The sequence below is a fragment of the Mycobacterium sp. E1747 genome, assembly GCF_001667775.1.
GTDB lineage: Bacteria > Actinomycetota > Actinomycetes > Mycobacteriales > Mycobacteriaceae > Mycobacterium.
Genome location: NZ_LZJI01000058.1, coordinates 1 through 14,730 on the forward strand (window position 1 = coordinate 1; position 14,730 = coordinate 14,730).

The 14,730-nt window shown below is 67.2% G+C and carries 15 protein-coding genes and 2 pseudogenes; 6 read left to right on the forward strand and 11 right to left on the reverse strand.

Translation table 11 applies throughout. The features are described from left to right. A partial coding sequence (locus tag A5695_RS06665; RefSeq protein WP_068079334.1) for an HNH endonuclease signature motif containing protein occupies nucleotides 1-1,363 on the reverse strand: 1,363 nt, incomplete at its 3' end. A 241-nt stretch (nucleotides 1,364-1,604) separates the two neighbouring features. Between A5695_RS06665 and A5695_RS30175 the strand changes: the two are divergent. Then, nucleotides 1,605-2,079 (forward strand): annotated as a pseudogene (locus tag A5695_RS30175) (nitroreductase family deazaflavin-dependent oxidoreductase). Nucleotides 2,080-2,094: 15 nt separating this feature from the next. Here A5695_RS30175 and A5695_RS06675 read toward each other — a convergent pair. From A5695_RS06675 to A5695_RS06685, 3 genes are all read right to left on the reverse strand, one after another. Next, nucleotides 2,095-2,586 (reverse strand): DUF2231 domain-containing protein, encoded by a 492-nt coding sequence (locus tag A5695_RS06675; protein WP_068079335.1) that lies wholly within the window; start codon nucleotides 2,584-2,586, stop codon nucleotides 2,095-2,097. 34 nt (nucleotides 2,587-2,620) lie between these two features. Beyond that, nucleotides 2,621-3,238, reverse strand: coding sequence for a hypothetical protein (locus A5695_RS06680; protein WP_068079336.1), 618 nt, complete (start codon nucleotides 3,236-3,238; stop codon nucleotides 2,621-2,623). Between the two features lie 124 nt (nucleotides 3,239-3,362). Then, nucleotides 3,363-4,160 (reverse strand): SigB/SigF/SigG family RNA polymerase sigma factor, encoded by a 798-nt coding sequence (locus tag A5695_RS06685; protein ID WP_231974738.1) that lies wholly within the window; start codon nucleotides 4,158-4,160, stop codon nucleotides 3,363-3,365. Between the two features lie 617 nt (nucleotides 4,161-4,777). Here A5695_RS06685 and A5695_RS06690 point away from each other — a divergent pair. The 3 genes from A5695_RS06690 to A5695_RS06700 all read left to right on the forward strand — a co-directional run bounded on the left by A5695_RS06690 (nucleotide 4,778) and on the right by A5695_RS06700 (nucleotide 7,011). Next, nucleotides 4,778-5,671: an SDR family NAD(P)-dependent oxidoreductase gene (locus A5695_RS06690; protein WP_068079338.1), complete on the forward strand. Its 894-nt coding sequence runs from the start codon at nucleotides 4,778-4,780 to the stop codon at nucleotides 5,669-5,671. Nucleotides 5,672-5,848: 177 nt separating this feature from the next. After that, on the forward strand, nucleotides 5,849-6,634 hold the full coding sequence (locus tag A5695_RS06695) for a heavy metal-binding domain-containing protein (protein WP_068079348.1): 786 nt from the start codon (nucleotides 5,849-5,851) through the stop codon (nucleotides 6,632-6,634). Further along, nucleotides 6,634-7,011, forward strand: coding sequence for a DUF5073 family protein (locus A5695_RS06700; protein ID WP_068079339.1), 378 nt, complete (start codon nucleotides 6,634-6,636; stop codon nucleotides 7,009-7,011). The genes A5695_RS06695 and A5695_RS06700 overlap by 1 nt, the downstream gene beginning before the upstream one ends. A 32-nt stretch (nucleotides 7,012-7,043) precedes the next feature. Here A5695_RS06700 and A5695_RS06705 read toward each other — a convergent pair whose 3' ends face one another. The 4 genes from A5695_RS06705 to A5695_RS06720 form a co-directional block, all read right to left on the reverse strand. Continuing rightward, nucleotides 7,044-7,706: a cutinase family protein gene (locus A5695_RS06705; RefSeq protein WP_369830161.1), complete on the reverse strand. Its 663-nt coding sequence runs from the start codon at nucleotides 7,704-7,706 to the stop codon at nucleotides 7,044-7,046. A 61-nt stretch (nucleotides 7,707-7,767) separates the two neighbouring features. Continuing rightward, nucleotides 7,768-8,244, reverse strand: a complete 477-nt coding sequence (locus A5695_RS06710) for a hypothetical protein (protein WP_068079340.1) — start codon at nucleotides 8,242-8,244, stop codon at nucleotides 7,768-7,770. 43 nt (nucleotides 8,245-8,287) lie between these two features. Then, on the reverse strand, nucleotides 8,288-8,959 hold the full coding sequence (locus A5695_RS06715; protein WP_068079341.1) for a TetR/AcrR family transcriptional regulator: 672 nt from the start codon (nucleotides 8,957-8,959) through the stop codon (nucleotides 8,288-8,290). Between the two features lie 202 nt (nucleotides 8,960-9,161). Further along, the gene (locus tag A5695_RS06720) at nucleotides 9,162-9,746 is read right to left on the reverse strand and encodes a TetR/AcrR family transcriptional regulator (RefSeq protein ID WP_068079342.1); all 585 of its coding nucleotides are present in this window, start codon (nucleotides 9,744-9,746) and stop codon (nucleotides 9,162-9,164) included. Between the two features lie 81 nt (nucleotides 9,747-9,827). Between A5695_RS06720 and A5695_RS06725 the strand changes: the two genes are divergently transcribed. Both A5695_RS06725 and A5695_RS06730 read left to right on the forward strand, forming a co-directional pair. Further along, entirely contained in the window at nucleotides 9,828-10,388 is a 561-nt protein-coding gene (locus A5695_RS06725; RefSeq protein ID WP_068079343.1) for a cyclopropane-fatty-acyl-phospholipid synthase family protein, read from the forward strand. 98 nt (nucleotides 10,389-10,486) lie between these two features. Further along, the gene (locus A5695_RS06730) at nucleotides 10,487-11,323 is read left to right on the forward strand and encodes an enoyl-CoA hydratase-related protein (protein WP_068079344.1); all 837 of its coding nucleotides are present in this window, start codon (nucleotides 10,487-10,489) and stop codon (nucleotides 11,321-11,323) included. A gap of 64 nt (nucleotides 11,324-11,387) precedes the next feature. Here the strand turns inward: A5695_RS06730 and A5695_RS06735 are convergent, their stop codons facing one another. From A5695_RS06735 to A5695_RS06745, 3 genes and pseudogenes are all read right to left on the reverse strand, one after another. Continuing rightward, complete coding sequence (locus tag A5695_RS06735) at nucleotides 11,388-13,085, reverse strand: FAD-binding protein (RefSeq protein ID WP_068079345.1); 1,698 nt, start codon at nucleotides 13,083-13,085, stop codon at nucleotides 11,388-11,390. Continuing rightward, nucleotides 13,082-14,458, reverse strand: coding sequence for an SRPBCC family protein (locus tag A5695_RS06740; protein ID WP_068079346.1), 1,377 nt, complete (start codon nucleotides 14,456-14,458; stop codon nucleotides 13,082-13,084). Before A5695_RS06740 ends, A5695_RS06735 begins: the two co-directional genes overlap by 4 nt. Before the next feature lie 8 nt (nucleotides 14,459-14,466). Beyond that, nucleotides 14,467-14,730, reverse strand: a pseudogene (locus tag A5695_RS06745) (acyl-CoA synthetase); the annotation flags it as partial.

Consider the following 14,730-nt stretch of genomic DNA (forward strand, 5'->3'; position numbering starts at 1 on the left):
CCGCGTCGTCATCGTCGTCTTCACCGCGCAGCAGTTTCTCGGGATGGTGAAATGTGTTGCTGCGCGGTTGCCCCCGTTCCAGATGCGGGGGCGGGATCCATTCGGTGTCACCTTTTGCGTTTTTGCGGGTGCTCCATCCGCCTGGTTTGAGGAGGCGGTGATGGGGTCCGCAGGCGAAGGTGAGGTTGTCGATGTCGGTGCGGCCGCATGTGGCCCAGTCGGTGACGTGGTGGACTTCGGAGAGGTAGCCGGGCACGGTGCAACCGGGCGCGGTGCAGCCGCGGTCTTTGGCGTAGAGGACGAGGCGTTGGCCGGGGGAGGCCAGTCGCTTCGTGTGATACAGCGTCACCGGCTTGGCATTGTCGAAGACGGCTAGGTAATGGTGGGCGTGGCGGGCCAGCCGGATAACGTCGGACATCGGCAGCCGGGTCCCGCCGCCGGTGCGGCCGTGGCCGGCGGCGGCCTGCAGGTCGGCCAATGTGGTGGTGATGACGATGGAGGCGGGTAACCCGTTGTGCTGGCCGAGTGTTCCCGAGGCCAGCAGGGCGCGGCAGGCTGCCAGAAGTCCGTCGTGGTTGCGTTGGGCCGTTGAGCGGGAGTCGCGGTCGATGGCCTCCTGGCTCGGTGACCCGTCCACGCACGGGGTGTCCTCGAACGGGTTGCACATGCCGGGGGCGGCGAGTTTGGCGAGCACGGCTTCGAGGGTGGCGCGCAGTTCGGGGGTGAGTAGCCCGCGCAGCTCGGACATGCCGTCGGGGCCCTGCTTGCCCAGAGTGAGTCCGCGGCGGCGGGCGCGGTCCTCGTCGCGGTAGGTGCCGTCGGGGTTGAGGCAGTCGGCAATGTGGTCGGCGAGCTCGGCCAATTGTTCGGGGCGGTACTGCGTTGCGTGCGTGGCCAAGTCGGCTTCGACGGTGGCGCGGGTCACGGCATCGACCCAGGCGGGCAGCCGGTTAAAGAATCGGCGGATCACCGCCACCTGTCCGCCGCCGAGTCTCCCGGCGCGTTGGGCGGCCGCCGTCGCCGGCAGCAGCGGCTCCAAGGGTTCGCCGGTCAACGCCTGCCGCGGCCCCAAATCCACCGCTTCTTTTACCCGCCGCGACGCCTCGGCGCGGCTGATCAGTGTGGCCTCGGCGATCGCGTGCGCCAGCGTGCCGCCCAATTCTTCGGGGGTGGCCTGGTGGGCCAGGGAGTTGATCAGCGGGTACTCGATGGCGGGCAGCCGGCGGCGCACGGTTTCACAGTGCGCCAGCACGGCCAGCTGCTCGCGGGTGGGCAGGGCGTCGCAATCCGAGCTGACCAGATCGTCGACCACAGCGTTGATGACGGCAAACGCCGCCGCCAACGCCTCCGGATCAACACTCACACCCCGACGCTATCGGGACCCACCGACAAGAATCGCCGTCCCGGGGGCGGCTGATCCTAAAGTGGTGCAAGTGATTTCAGATATTACAGCAACCAGCGTGGGTGCTTCTAGGCGCGCGACCGCGCCGACTGAGAAGTCGCCCCAGGACGTCACTGATCCCGGGCGCCGGAAACTCCCAGTCGTCAAGGTCATTTCACCGCTCCGATGCCTTCCGCGGACCGTCTGGGAATACAGTCTGCGTATGAATCCGCTGCAGCGGGTGGCTCGCAATCCGATGGTCTACCGCCGGCTCGTGCTGACTGGCCGGCCTGTTGCGGAGGGTCTCGAGGCGCTGCTTCGCTTCGCGACGACCGGGCGGTTCGGTGTGCTCGACCTCGTGGGCCTGCCGAACACGCAGATCACCGCCGGGCCGCAAGACCGGCCTCGCCCGTACGGCGACAGTGCAGTACGTGCCGGTCGACGGCGGGCTGCTGTTGGTCGGCTCCAACTGGGGCCGGGAGCGCCATCCGTCATGGTCGGCGAACCTTAAAGCGGCACAACGCGTTACCGCCCGCAAGCGCGGCCAACTGTTCGTCGCATCGGTCCGGCTGCTCAACGGCGCGGAACGTGACGAAGCATGGTCCATGGCGCTGGCGCACTGGCCGAATTACCAGCTTGCCCAGGACCGCGCGGGCCGGCGCCAGTTTCGGCTCTTTCTCCTCACGCCCGCCGCATAGGCGTCGCGAAGACCGCTAACCCGGGTGTGATTTCTGCAGACGTGTGATCTCGTCACCCCAAACCGATTGCGCGCCAGCATCACCGACGCGGTAAATCTGGATCGTCGATGAAATGGCGACGGCGAGCACCAATATCGCGATGGTCGCCCGGACCACCACGCGGGTCTGGTCCGAGCGGCGTTCGATCACGCGCATCACTACCAGCACCAGCGCGGCTGCCAGCAGTGCGGCGGAGAAATAGGTCATCGTGCTGCCCAGGGCGGCGTGCTTTTGCAGGATGGCGCTGGGTTTCGCTCTCAGGCCGTAGAGCCATTCGCCGGCGTTCACGGTGATCGGTGTCAGCACCATGGTGGCGACGGCCGATATCACCGCGAGCCACAACAATGGGCCGCGCCGCGCCGTCGGCCAAAACACGCACACGATCTCCAGCAGGGCGGTCAAGGGTACGAGCACCACCACGAAGTGCAGCAGCAGGGCATGTGCCGGCATGCCGTTGATGACGGTCATCGGGCTCCTCGCTGTGTGGACGGTCAGTTAGCGCTCAGCCGCCGAGCCCCTTCTTGACGACCGCGTCCTGTTTCTGGCCGACATCGTTGACGAAATCCGCGGGGGCCAGCGTGTCGGGCGGCCCGTCGAACTGCAGCGTGACGAAGGCCCTGCCCTCGGTGAACAGCAGTAGGGTCACACCCTTGTTGTGGTCGGGGGAGTTGCCCAGCAGGGTCGTCCCGCCCGTCCCGACGTTGGCGGCTTGCGTGGTCGGGTTCTTGATCACGTCACCTTGCGCGCCCTTGGCCGCGTTCAACGCGTTCGTGGCGGCTCCGGGGTCGGCCAACACCTGAATGGTGTCCTTGATGACGTGGCTGCCATCTTCGTCTTTGAACGTCGTCGCGACGCCCGGCTGGCCGTTGGGGTTGCTGATCGGCGGGGTCGCCGTGAACGGAATCGGGGCATTGATGTCACTGGCCTGGATCAGCAGCCCGGTGTAGTCGCTCGGCTGCGCGGGTGCCGACGACGCCGAGCTCGGAGCGCTGGTAGCCGAGCTGGACGAGCCCGGCTTGGACGTCGAAGGCGTCGAATTCTTGCCGCCGCATCCCGCTATCGCCACCGTCAGCGCCGTCGTCGCCGCGATGCCCGCGGCCACCGTACGTGAAGTCCTCATCGTTCGAGCTCCCTTCCCAGGCCACCTTCGGCGCCACAGTCGAGTTCGTTCCCGAATCGCACAGTACATTGCGGCGTGGCGCGGGCGTGGCGCCGAAGGGCCCTGGCGGGCGATGAGGGGTGCCTTACTCCAATTGGTCGCGCAGGCAGCGCAGGGTGCCCGCCAGGATGCGGGAGACCTGCATCTGTGACACCCCGATGCGCTCGGCGATCTGGCTCTGCGTCATCGATTCGAAGAACCGCATGCGCAAGACCTCGCGTTCGCGTTCGGGGAGGCCGGCGAGCAGGACGCGCAGCGCTTCCCGGTTAGTGATGTGCTCGATCTGCGGATCGATACCACCAACCGCATCGGCGACCAGTCGGGGCGTGCCCGAACTGTCGGTGCCGACCGGGGCATCCAGCGAATCCAACCGGTAGGCGTCGCCCGCCACGAGGCATTCGACGATTTCCTCGCGAGGGACTTCCAGCACCTGCGCGAGCTCACCCGCGGTGGGCGCGCGCCCCAGCTTCTGAGCCAGATCACCTGTCGTCCTGCTGATCTGCACGTGCAGTTCGCGCAACCGCCGCGGGACCCGCATGCCCCAGCTGTAATCGCGGAAGTACCTCCGAACCTCGCCCATCATGGTAGGGACCGCGAACCCGATGAAGCTGGGTCCCTTGTCAGGATCAAACCGATTGACAGCGTTCATCAATCCCAGGCGTGCCACCTGGACGAGGTCGTCGATGCCTTCACCGCGGCGGGCGAAGTGGCTGGCCACATGGTCGGCCAGGGGCAGGCATCGGGCCACGATCCGTTCCCGCTGGCGGCCGTACTCATGGGACTCGGCGGGCATCCGCCGCAGCTCGACGAACATTTCGACCACGTCGTCGTAGGAATCGTCGGCTTTCTTGTCGCGGCGCTCGGTAGGGCGCGGAGTTGTCATTACACCGGTCATAGGCGCACGCGCCCGGTGTCGGCGCGGTCGATCCGGAAAATTCCTGCCCTCAAAATGCTTTGCATTGCGGACTCACTCCTCTGAGTCGTGTGCAGCTAGACATAGCAGCTATGCGCGCAGCCGTCTTGCCGCACCTCTATCCGCAGGACTGGTCACTGATCCAACGCACACGGATTACCAATGCGACATGACTCGGGTGTTTGTCGCCGAAGCCATATCAAGCTAGCCGTGCGGCTGACGGGCCGCTTTGAGCTAAACGGCGACATGTCCAGAACGGACTTCACTGGTGACTATACGCCCCATCGCGCGCGGCCGCGATCGCTTGGCCCGATCGGGTCTGAACCGTGTCGGCGACCGTTTACGCCGCGCACACAGGGCGATCACAGCAAATCGCATAGATTTGGCAAAGACCCATTGAGCAGTAGTTTTATCGATCAGCCACGTTGGGCGCGAAACTACTGCTCTCCGGCGGCGGGCGGCCGAAGGTGCAGGTTCTCATTTCCGCGTTCGCTGGGTACTGTTCGCCTAATGTTCGTGACCGGAGGCGCGCGACGCGCTTGCAACCGAGATTCTCTCGCGCACAACATTTTCCGGCGCCGACGGTGGTGAACGACGCCGAGCGCCTGCTGGGCGGCCGCGGGGTGGTGGTCGCCGGCGGCAGCCGCGGGATCGGGCGCGCGGTCGCCGAACTGCTCGGCGCCCTGGGCGCCGGTGTGGTGGTCAATGGGCGCAACGCGGACGCCGTCGCGGAGACCGTGGCCGCCATCACGGCGTCCGGTGGCCACGCCAGCGCGGTGGTCGGACCCGCGAACGAAGAGCGCGTCGCCGGGGCGCTCGTCGACGACTGCGTCCGCACGTATGGGCGGCTGGACGCCCTGATCAACTGTGCGGGAATCGCCGAGCCGCCCGGCTCCTCGATCCTGAACATCACGCCGGACGATTTCGACCGCCTGATCGGCGCCCACCTCGGCTCGGCGTTCCACACGTGCCGGGCGGCCGCCCGTGTGATGGCCGCGCAAGGACACGGCGCGATCGTCACGACCAGCTCGGTCGCCTTCCTGGGCGACTACGGCGGCACTGGCTATCCCGCGGGCAAGGGAGCGGTGAACGCCATGACCATGGCGATCGCCGCCGAACTGAAGCCACACGGTGTACGGGCCAACGTGGTATGTCCCGGCGCCAGAACGCGGTTGTCCACCGGCGCAGACTACGAACGCCACATCGAGGACCTGCACCGCCGCGGCTTGCTGGACGAAATGACCATGCGGGCCTCCCTGGACAGCGCCCCGCCGGTCTTCGTGGCCCCGCTGTACGCGTATCTGGTGAGCGACCTCGCCCGGGCCGTCACGGGCCAGATCTTCGTTGCCGCAGGAGGATTCGTCGGGAGCTTCGACCGGCCGACGCCGCGGCTGCTGGGTTACCGGGATCACCACGAGGCCGAACCCTGGTCGGTCGACGAACTGCACACGATGATCGGGACCAGCCGAGGCGCGCGCTGACCCGCCGGACAGCAAATCGATCTTGCCACCGCGTGGTCGAGACGGTGCGGACCCGGGCCGACATTCGAGAACCACTGCCATTTCGCCCACGATCCATCGGAAAGTCGCACGTTGGGGGTGTGCGCCGCGGGCCGGCGGCATACGCTGTCCTGCGAACCGCAGGAGGGTGTCTTGACAATGCAACCGAACCCGCTCGACCCAGTCGCCAGCGAACGGCTGTCGCACGCCGGCAAGGTGTTCACTTCCGACCTGTCCATCAACGAATTCGCGCTGCTGCATGGGGCCGGGTTCGAGCCGATCGAACTGGTGATGGGCGTCTCCGTGTACCACGTCGGTTACCAGTTCACCGGCATTCGGCAGCAATCCGAACTGCCCGTGCTCACCGATGCCACCTATCGCGCGCGCTGGAACGCGATGTCGAGGATGCAGGCGGAGGCCGATTCGCTGGGCGCGGACGGCGTGGTCGGCGTCCGGCTCGAATGGCGGCATCAGGGTGAGGGCGAGCATCTGGAGTTCATCGCGGTCGGCACCGCGGTGCGCTATACGGAGAAGCCCGGGGTCTACCGGCGCCCCAACGGGCAGGCGTTCACCAGCCACCTATCCGGGCAGGACCTGACTACCCTCCTGCGATCGGGATTCGCCCCGGTAGCGTTCGTCATGGGCAACTGCGTGTTTCACATTGCCGTGCAAGGCTTCCTGCGCACGCTGAGCCAGGTGGGCCGAAACGCCGAGATGCCTCAATGGACGCAAGGAAGCTACCAGGCTCGGGAGCTGGCTATGTCGCGCATGCAAAGCGAGGCCGAGCGCGATGGCGGAACCGGCGTCGTCGGCGTGCATTTCGCGATCTCGAACTACGCGTGGGGTCATCACACCGTCGAGTTCTATGTGGCCGGAACCGCGGTGCGTCGCTCCGGCGAACCGCAAACCCTCACGCCGTCGTTCGTCCTGCCCATGAGCGATTGATGACGAGCCTCGATCAGGATCGAGTGGGTCACGCCATCGGGTCGACGCTGGCCGGTCCCGGGGGAGTCGGGTTGGTGCTCAGGGTCTTCTGCGGGGTTCCGGGGGTGATCCTCATTCCGGCGCGGCGCGGCTTCCTCCGGTCGCAGCCGGAGCGGGTGCAGATCGGCGACTGGCGTTACGAAGTCACCCCGGACGGCCGCCTGAGCGCCGCCCATCTGGTGAACGGCATCGTCTTGGCCCAGGAGGTGCTGGCCGCCGCAGCGGTCGGACCGCACATCGCCCGCGCGCTCGGACAGCTGGTGAGCAGTTACGGTCCGACGATCATGCCCAACATCGATGCGGCACTCCAGGTCCTCGAGGCCGGGGCCGCCGGTTAGGTCCGAACGGGGCGGCCTCCCTAAGCGCTGGTCTAGATGCGACCGGCGGCGAAGTCGGCCGCCTGGTCAACCATGCCGGCTTCGACGTACTGCCGATGCGCAAGGGGATTGCTGGCGTCCGAGCAGATGGGATCGCCCGGTACGCACAACTCGATGGTCTTGCCCGCATACGGTGGTCCGATCGCCACCGGCGGCTCGTTGATGATGCTCATGAACTGGCTCGAGGGCTTTCCGAAGAGGGCGACCGCGGCCACGTGGCTGGAAACCCCGGCCGGCATCGGCTGCAGTGCCTGCACCAGATGCACCCCGTCGGGCACGGAGCTTTCGGTGACGAAGCCGATCACGGCCGCCCCCTGGGAGTAGCCGCCAAGCACCATCCTGGTTCTGGGGCACGAGGCCGCCATGTGTTCGACGTGCGCGCCCGCATCGCTGATGCCGTCCACCGCCCTCGGGAAATCCGTCGTCGCCGGGTAGTCGACCGGATAGACGCCCAGGGACCTGCCGCCGACATGCGAGCGCAGGGTGTCGACGAAACTCTGGCCGACGCGGCCCACGCCGGGGGGCTCGTTGGTACCCCGCGCAAAGACCACCTCGATATCGGGGCACGGATCGGCCGCCGCCAGGGGAGCAACCGGAAGCGCCCAAAAGGGCGCCAGCACAGCGCCAATCAGACCGCCGAGGGTATGCGCCTTCACAGCGCGATCTTGTCACAGGCCGGCGAAGCGCGCGCGTTGTGCGACGGCGGCCCACGCCGGGCTACCGCGGCAAGTCGGCCCCGGGCGCAGGGGATTGTCTGTGCGCCAACGAACCGGCCGAGCGCAGCACCCCGCGAAATGCGTAGGCGGCCGTCACGATGGTCAGCAGGATCAGCAGGACGAACATGGGCAGCCAGTTGCCCCTGCTGTGATCAACGTCCCACCAGATGATGGTGAACAGCACCGCGCAGACCAGGAGTACCACGTCGCGCCAATTGCCCCGGTAGGACAACGCCGCCTTGCGCAGGGCCCGGCCCCGGTCGGCGGCCTCGATGAGCTCGTCGATGCGGGCATCGATGGTGCGCTGTAGTTCGGCGCGCCGGGTGGCGGCCTCCGGCGGCAGCCGCTCCAGCAAGTCCATGTCCTGCGCGATGATCCCCCGATAGTCAGGGCCCCGGAACTGGCCGGCCGCGAGGGCCAGCATCGCCCCACCGAAGACGGGCGCGCTATTGAGCGCAATCTGTCCAAGGCCGGTCATGCCCGCTCCTTATGTTGTCGTCAACGCAGCCCGTCGCCGATCGTCACGATGCCTTGGAAGGGCGCCGCGGCGTGCGCGACGGCTCGGGGGTTTGTAGGGCGTCCATCGCCCGCACCAGTTGCGGATAGGCGATCGCCGGCCCCAGCCAGCGGGTTAGGTAACGGCGCAGGTCGGAGCCGCTGCGCGCCGGACGCCCCGGGTCGGCTAGGAAGGAGTGCAGCACCCGCAGGATGAACTCATTCAACTCATCGAGCCCGGCTTCATCGAAACCATAACTCTCCCAATCGATGTCGTAGCGGTGCAGCATCGATCGGCCGAACGCCAGGGCGGTATCGGAGATGATCGAAACCTTCTGGCCGCCCCGCTGACGCTGACTCAGCACGAATTCGACCTGGTTGTCCGACGCCAACTCTTCGATGGCGAATGCCATCCCTTCGGTCATCGCCAGCACCGGGTCGGTGACGCCCTCGAGGTGGGCGGCCATCCGATCCAGGAATCCATCGGCTGACCGCATGGCCGATGCCACCAACAGCGCCTGCGTCCCGGGGAAGTAGCGGTAAATGGTCTGCCGGGTCACCCCGAGTGCTCGCGCCACGTCGGCGATCCGCATCGCCGAACCGCGTTCGTCGATGATCCGGTCGGCGGCGTCCAGGATGCGCTCGATCGCCTCCTCGTCGGAGGCGGGCGTGTTTCCTGACCAACCGTGGCTGCGCATCTATCGAGCGGCAAACCCGTAGTCGGTGATCCCCACAGCCGGATCATAGCGGCTGAGGGCGGGCGATCGGTGCTGGCTAACGCCTCGCACCGACGCTGGGCAAGCAGAAGTTCGGCCGGTTCGTGCGGGCAGGTCAGGAGGCCAGGAGCCGGACGCCTCCGGTACGAACCGCCGCGCGCCTAATCCGTTGCCGCACTGTCGATCAGGCGACCGAGGCGCCCAGGATGAGGTTGACGGCTTCATCGAGTTGTCCCTCGATCTCATCGAAGCTGACGAATCGGGCGGTCATCAGGGCGCCGGAGAAGGTGATCTGCAGCGTCGATTTGACGGCGCGCGGCCAGCCGGGCCCCAGGGCGGCCCCGATCCGCGCCGACACCTCCTGCCCGATCTGCTCCCGAATCGGTTGGACCGCCGGGTCATCGGCCATCAGGGCGGCGCCGCAGGCGGCGGTCAGCTCGGGCTCGTCGGCGACCACCACGGCCATGTCTCGCAGCGTCGCGCTGACCCGCATCTTGGTCGTCTCGTTGACGTCGGTATGCAGCGGCAGCTCGCGCAGGAAGCGTAGATACACGGCCGCCACCAGCGCGCTTTTCGACGGAAAGTAGGTGTAGGCGCTGGCCGGCGACACCCCGGCGCGGGTCGCCACCGAGCGCATCGTCAGATTGGCGAATGACGATTCGCGCAGCTCCTCCAGCCCGGCGTCGAGGACTTTGCGGATCGTCTGGCCCGGCCTGCGGTCCGAACGACGCGCCGCATCTTTAGACACCCGTCCAGTGTAGGAAGGCATTGCTCGCGTGCGGCAGGGCGACCTGCGGTCCGCGGGCGGCGCTTGGCGGACGCCTGTCTAGAACAACCTAGAGTGGCGCCTATGGCCGAGGCCGACCGGCGGCGCTGGGACGAGCGGTACGCGACGAAGGCGCCGCCGCCGGTGGAGGCGGTGGGGCCGCCCGAATTCCTGGCGTCCCACGCGGAGCTCCTTCCCGCTGCGGGAAGGGCGCTCGATCTCGCATGCGGGCCGGGGCTGGCGGCGGTGTGGCTGGCGACGCGCGGGCTCGAGGTGCGGGGGGTGGACGTCTCGCCGGTGGCGGTCGCCTATGCCCGGGATCTGGCGCACCGCGCCGGGGCCGGCGACCGGTGTCGATTCGAGGTCGTCGACCTCGACGGCGGGCTGCCCGCCGGGCCGCCGGTGGATGTCATCCTCTGCCACCGATTCCGGGACCGTCGCCTCGACCGCGCGATCGTCGAGCGCCTGGCGCCCGGCGGGCTGCTGGCGATGGCTGTGCTGAGCGAAGTCGACGCCTCCCCGGGGCCGTTTCGCGCGGTCGCCGGTGAGCTACCCGCGGCGTTCGCCGACCTCGAGCTGATCGCAACCGGTGAGGGCGCGGGTTGCGCCTGGCTGCTGGCCCGCGCGGCCAAGGCCCCTGAGTAGCAAGCTTTTTCGCCGCCGGCGACGCGCCCCCGGCGCAACGACGATCGAGCTGGGCGAATCGGCGTTCGGCCCGGCCGTCTGAAGGTAATGTCAGGCACATGGAGCGGCGGGTCTTGGAAGCGGTGATCTACGAGCGCGAGCCGCCGGTTGCGCGGATCATCCTGAACCGGGTCGACAAGGCCAACACCAAGGACGCGGTCCTGGTCACCGAAGTCGACGAATGCCTGCACGAAGCCGACCGTGACAAGGAGATCAAGGTCGTCATCCTCAAGGCGAACGGAAAGGGATTCTGCGGGGGACACGTCGCCCGATGGGGCCCCGACGAAAATCCGTACCCGGACTTCGGTGAGACCTTCGAGGACCTGTACAAGGGCACGGCCGACCTGTTCCTGTGGCCGACGCTGTATCTGTGGGAGTTCCCGAAGCCGACGATTTCCGCGATTCACGGCTACTGCGTGGGCGGTGGGATCTACCTCGGCCTGCTGACCGATTTCTGCGTCGCATCCGAGGACGCGTACTTCCAAATGCCGCTCGCCCAAAGCCTCGGCGAGCCCGGCGGCCACACCATGATCGAGCCGTGGTTGCTGATGAACTGGCATCGCACCATGGATTGGCTGCTCTTGGCCCCGACGCTGTCCGCCCAACAAGCCCTCGACTGGGGCCTGCTCAACAAGGTGGTGCCGCGCGAAGACCTCGACGACACCGTCGAGGAGATGGCACGCAAGATCGGCCAGATCCCGTTGACCACGCTGATGGCGGTGAAGAACAACGTGAAGCGGGCGTGGGAGTTGATGGGGATGCGGGTCCACCTGCAGGTCAGCCACATTCTCACGAACATGGTGGGCGCTGCCACTGACGTGCAGGCCCGGCGGGCGGAGCTCAAGCAGTCGGGTCTGAAGCCGCGCGAGTTCGTCGGCCACGACGAGGACTCTTAGCGCGAGCAGACGCAAAGTCACATATTTCGGCGCTCAATCGGGCGATTTTGTGTCTGCTCGCGGGTCAGCGGGTTCGCTCGCCGGCGACCCTACGGCCCGTGGCATGGCGGGCGGCCACATAACCGAAAACCATGGTGTAGGCGATACTTCCACCGGCGCCCAGGTAGTTCCGGCCCATCACCGTCGCCGTGATGTTGCCGGTCGCGTACAACCCGTCGATCACACAGTCGTCCTCGTCGAGCACCTGCGCATGCTCGTTGGTGATCACGCCGCCACACGTCCCGACATCGGCCGGAACGACCTTAGTGGCGTAGTAGGGCGCTCGCTCGAGCGGACCGAGCGCGGCGTTGGGACGATACCCGGGATCGCCCAGGCAGTCGTTGTACGCCGACTGACCGCGCCCGAAGTCCGGGTCGAGGCCCTTGGCTGCAAACCCGTTGAAGCGCTTGATCGTCTGCTCGAGCGCGTCGGGGGGAACGCCCATCTGGCGCCCGAGGTCGCCGATCGTCTGGCCCCGGACGACCGCGCCGCGCGTGATGAGTTCTTCGGGGAGGCGCCGTTTCGTGAACGGGTTGGCCCCCGACACGTATCGGGTGATGTAGCCCTCGTCGAAGACCATCCAGCACGGCACTGCCTTGTTCGCGTACATCGCTTTGCCGACTTCGACGTACGAGTTGGATTCGTTGCAGAACCGCCGGCCCGTTGTGTCGACGTAGATGGCGCCGGGTCGCTGCCGGCCGCTGCCCAGCGCCCTCGCGGCGTCACCGCCGTCGGCGATGAACACCGATGGCAGCCACCAGGCCTCGTCCATCAGGTCGGTCTTGGCGCCCAGCCCGATCGCGGTCTGCAACACCTCGCCGGTGTCGCCGGTGTTCGCGATCGACCAGTGTCCCTCGTTGGGCTGGTCCCCGCTGTAGCGGCGGCGCATGTCCGCGTTGCGGCTGAAGCCGCCCGCCGCGAGCAGCACGCCCTTGCGGGCCTCGACGTTCAGCACGGTGCCATTGCGCGAGACGCGAGCGCCGACGACGCGGCCGTCCTCGACGATCAGGTCCTCGATCGCGGCATCGATCCAGATCGGCGGCTCGCCCCACAGGTCGATCAGGGCTTTGAGCATCTGCCCGATGAGGGACGCGCCGTTGGTGAGCATTTCCCGGCGGCGGAGCCGGGCGGCCCTGGTGCGCGCGAACACCCGCATGGCCACGGCGAAGGCGCGCGGCGACCGATTGAAGTACTGCACCGAACGCAGCTCGTTGGTCTTGAGGACGAATCCGCCGTAGCTCTTGGCCATCGAGGGCTGGACCTTGCCGCTCCAGCTGCCCAGCGCGGCCGCGTCGTAAGGCACGCATTCGATGGCGCGGCCGGCTTCGTTGCCGCCCTTGTGGTTCGGGTAGTAGTCGCTCCAGCCGGGGCACCGCACGAACCGAATGCCCTTGCGGGTCAGGAAGTTGATCATCTCGTAGCCCGCGGTGAGGAACATCTCCCGCCGCGCCGGCGATGAGGCCGGGCCGATGTTGCCGACGACGTCGTCGAAGTAGGCCAGGCCGTCCTCGTGCGAGTCCGGGATGCCGTCGGCACGCATGAGCGGGTTGTTGGGCAGCCACACCATGCCACCGGAAAGCCCGGTGGATCCGCCCACCAGGGGCTGCTTCTCGATTACCAGCGGTTCGATGCCGGAGTCGGTCGCGGCCAGCGCCGCGACCATGCCGCCCCCGCCGCTGCCGGCGATGAGCAGATCGACCGAGCGGTCCCACCGGGCGGTCATCGCGCCCTCGTACCGAAACCCAGGTCCGCGACCGGAACGTCGATGGTGCTGTTGGTCTTCTGGATGGCGGGCACCAGGGCGTCGTACGGCAGGCCGGCCAGGAAGCCGTCAATCACGCGTTCGAAGTTGGAAATCAAGCCCTCGATTCGGCTGGACAGCCGCATGTATTCAAACCCCTTGGAGTGCAATCCTTTTTGTTGCCTGGGCAGATTGGAGAAATCCTGCGCGGGGATCGGCGGCCAGCGCGGGTCGTCGGGAGCCATGGGTTCCGGTGGGGTCGGTCGGCCGGTGGTCTGGTCCGGCGGGATGCGGGTGAGGGACCAGATCTCGAACAGCGTTTCCTCGGGGCCGAGCGGACGGATGCGATACGACGAGGCGCTGCTGTACTGGGGGAGCAGAAAGTAGTGCGGGAAAGCGAAATTGATGGCTTCGGTGATCCCGCGCCGATGCAATTCGTTGAGGTCGGGGATGTCGCAGCCGCGGGCCCGGTGCCAGTGCACGATCGCGTCGTTGAGGGTGCTGCGCCAGAGGGCCATCGCCGCGGCCGGGTCGGCCGGCAGTTCCATGTCCTGCAGGCCCTCGGCGATGCGGACATCGTTCTCATGCGTCATCCCCGCCATGCCTTCGCCCAGCGTGCGCATGAAGTACAGGTTGGTCTGGGCCACCCCCGGTGGCTTGCTGGGTTGCTTGGGCATGCTGGACGGCAACAGCTGGGGGTGCGTCTGGGGGACGTGATAGCCCTCCATGAACGCGGCCGTCGCCAGCTTCCAGTTCACCGGCAGCCGGCACGACTGCCACCACTCCACGCGCAGCGACTCGACCTTCCAGGCATCGTAGAGCGACGCGAACGGCTCGAAGCAGTCGCGCAGCGGCGGGGCGTCGTCGTCGAGATTGATCCATGCGCATCCGCCCCAGAGTTCGCACCGCACCGAAACCAGGCGAAGATCGTCCGGATTCAAGTTGTGCGCGTCGAACTCCTCGGGCCGCGCCACGTTGGTGTTGCGGCCGTCGATACCCCAACACCAACCGTGAAACGGGCACACGAAAGTGCGCCGATTACCGTTGCCCTCCACCAGCTTTACGCCGCGATGGCGGCAGGCGTTGTGGTAGGCGCGGACATTGCCGGCGTCCAGGCGGACCACGATGATCGAGTCGTCGAGGATCTCGTATTCGACGTAATCGCCGGGTTTGGGGATTTCCTCGAGCCGGCAGGCCATCTGCCAGACCCGCGGCCAAAGCAGTTCCTTCTCCAGCGCGTAGAACCCCGGGTCGTAGTAGCGCTGCTTGGGAATGCGATCGACCGCCTGGACAGCCAGCGGCACCGGCAGTGGAGTCCAATTCGCCGTGACTTTCTGGGTGGTCACCATGTCCATTCCCTCGCTCATAGGATTCGCGATGCCCGCCCCTGCCAGTAACGCTCACGGATGCGTCTCTTGTACAGCTTTCCGTTCGGATCCCGTGGCAATTCGGGAACGAATTCGACGGTGCGCGGGCACTTGTAGCCGGCGGCGTGTGCTCGGCAGTACTCGACCAGCTCGGCCTCGAGGTCGGGCCCCGGAGCGACGCCGTCGACCGGTTGCACGACGGCCTTGACCTCCTCGCCGAACTCGTCGTTGGGGACCCCGAACACGGCTGCGTCGACGAG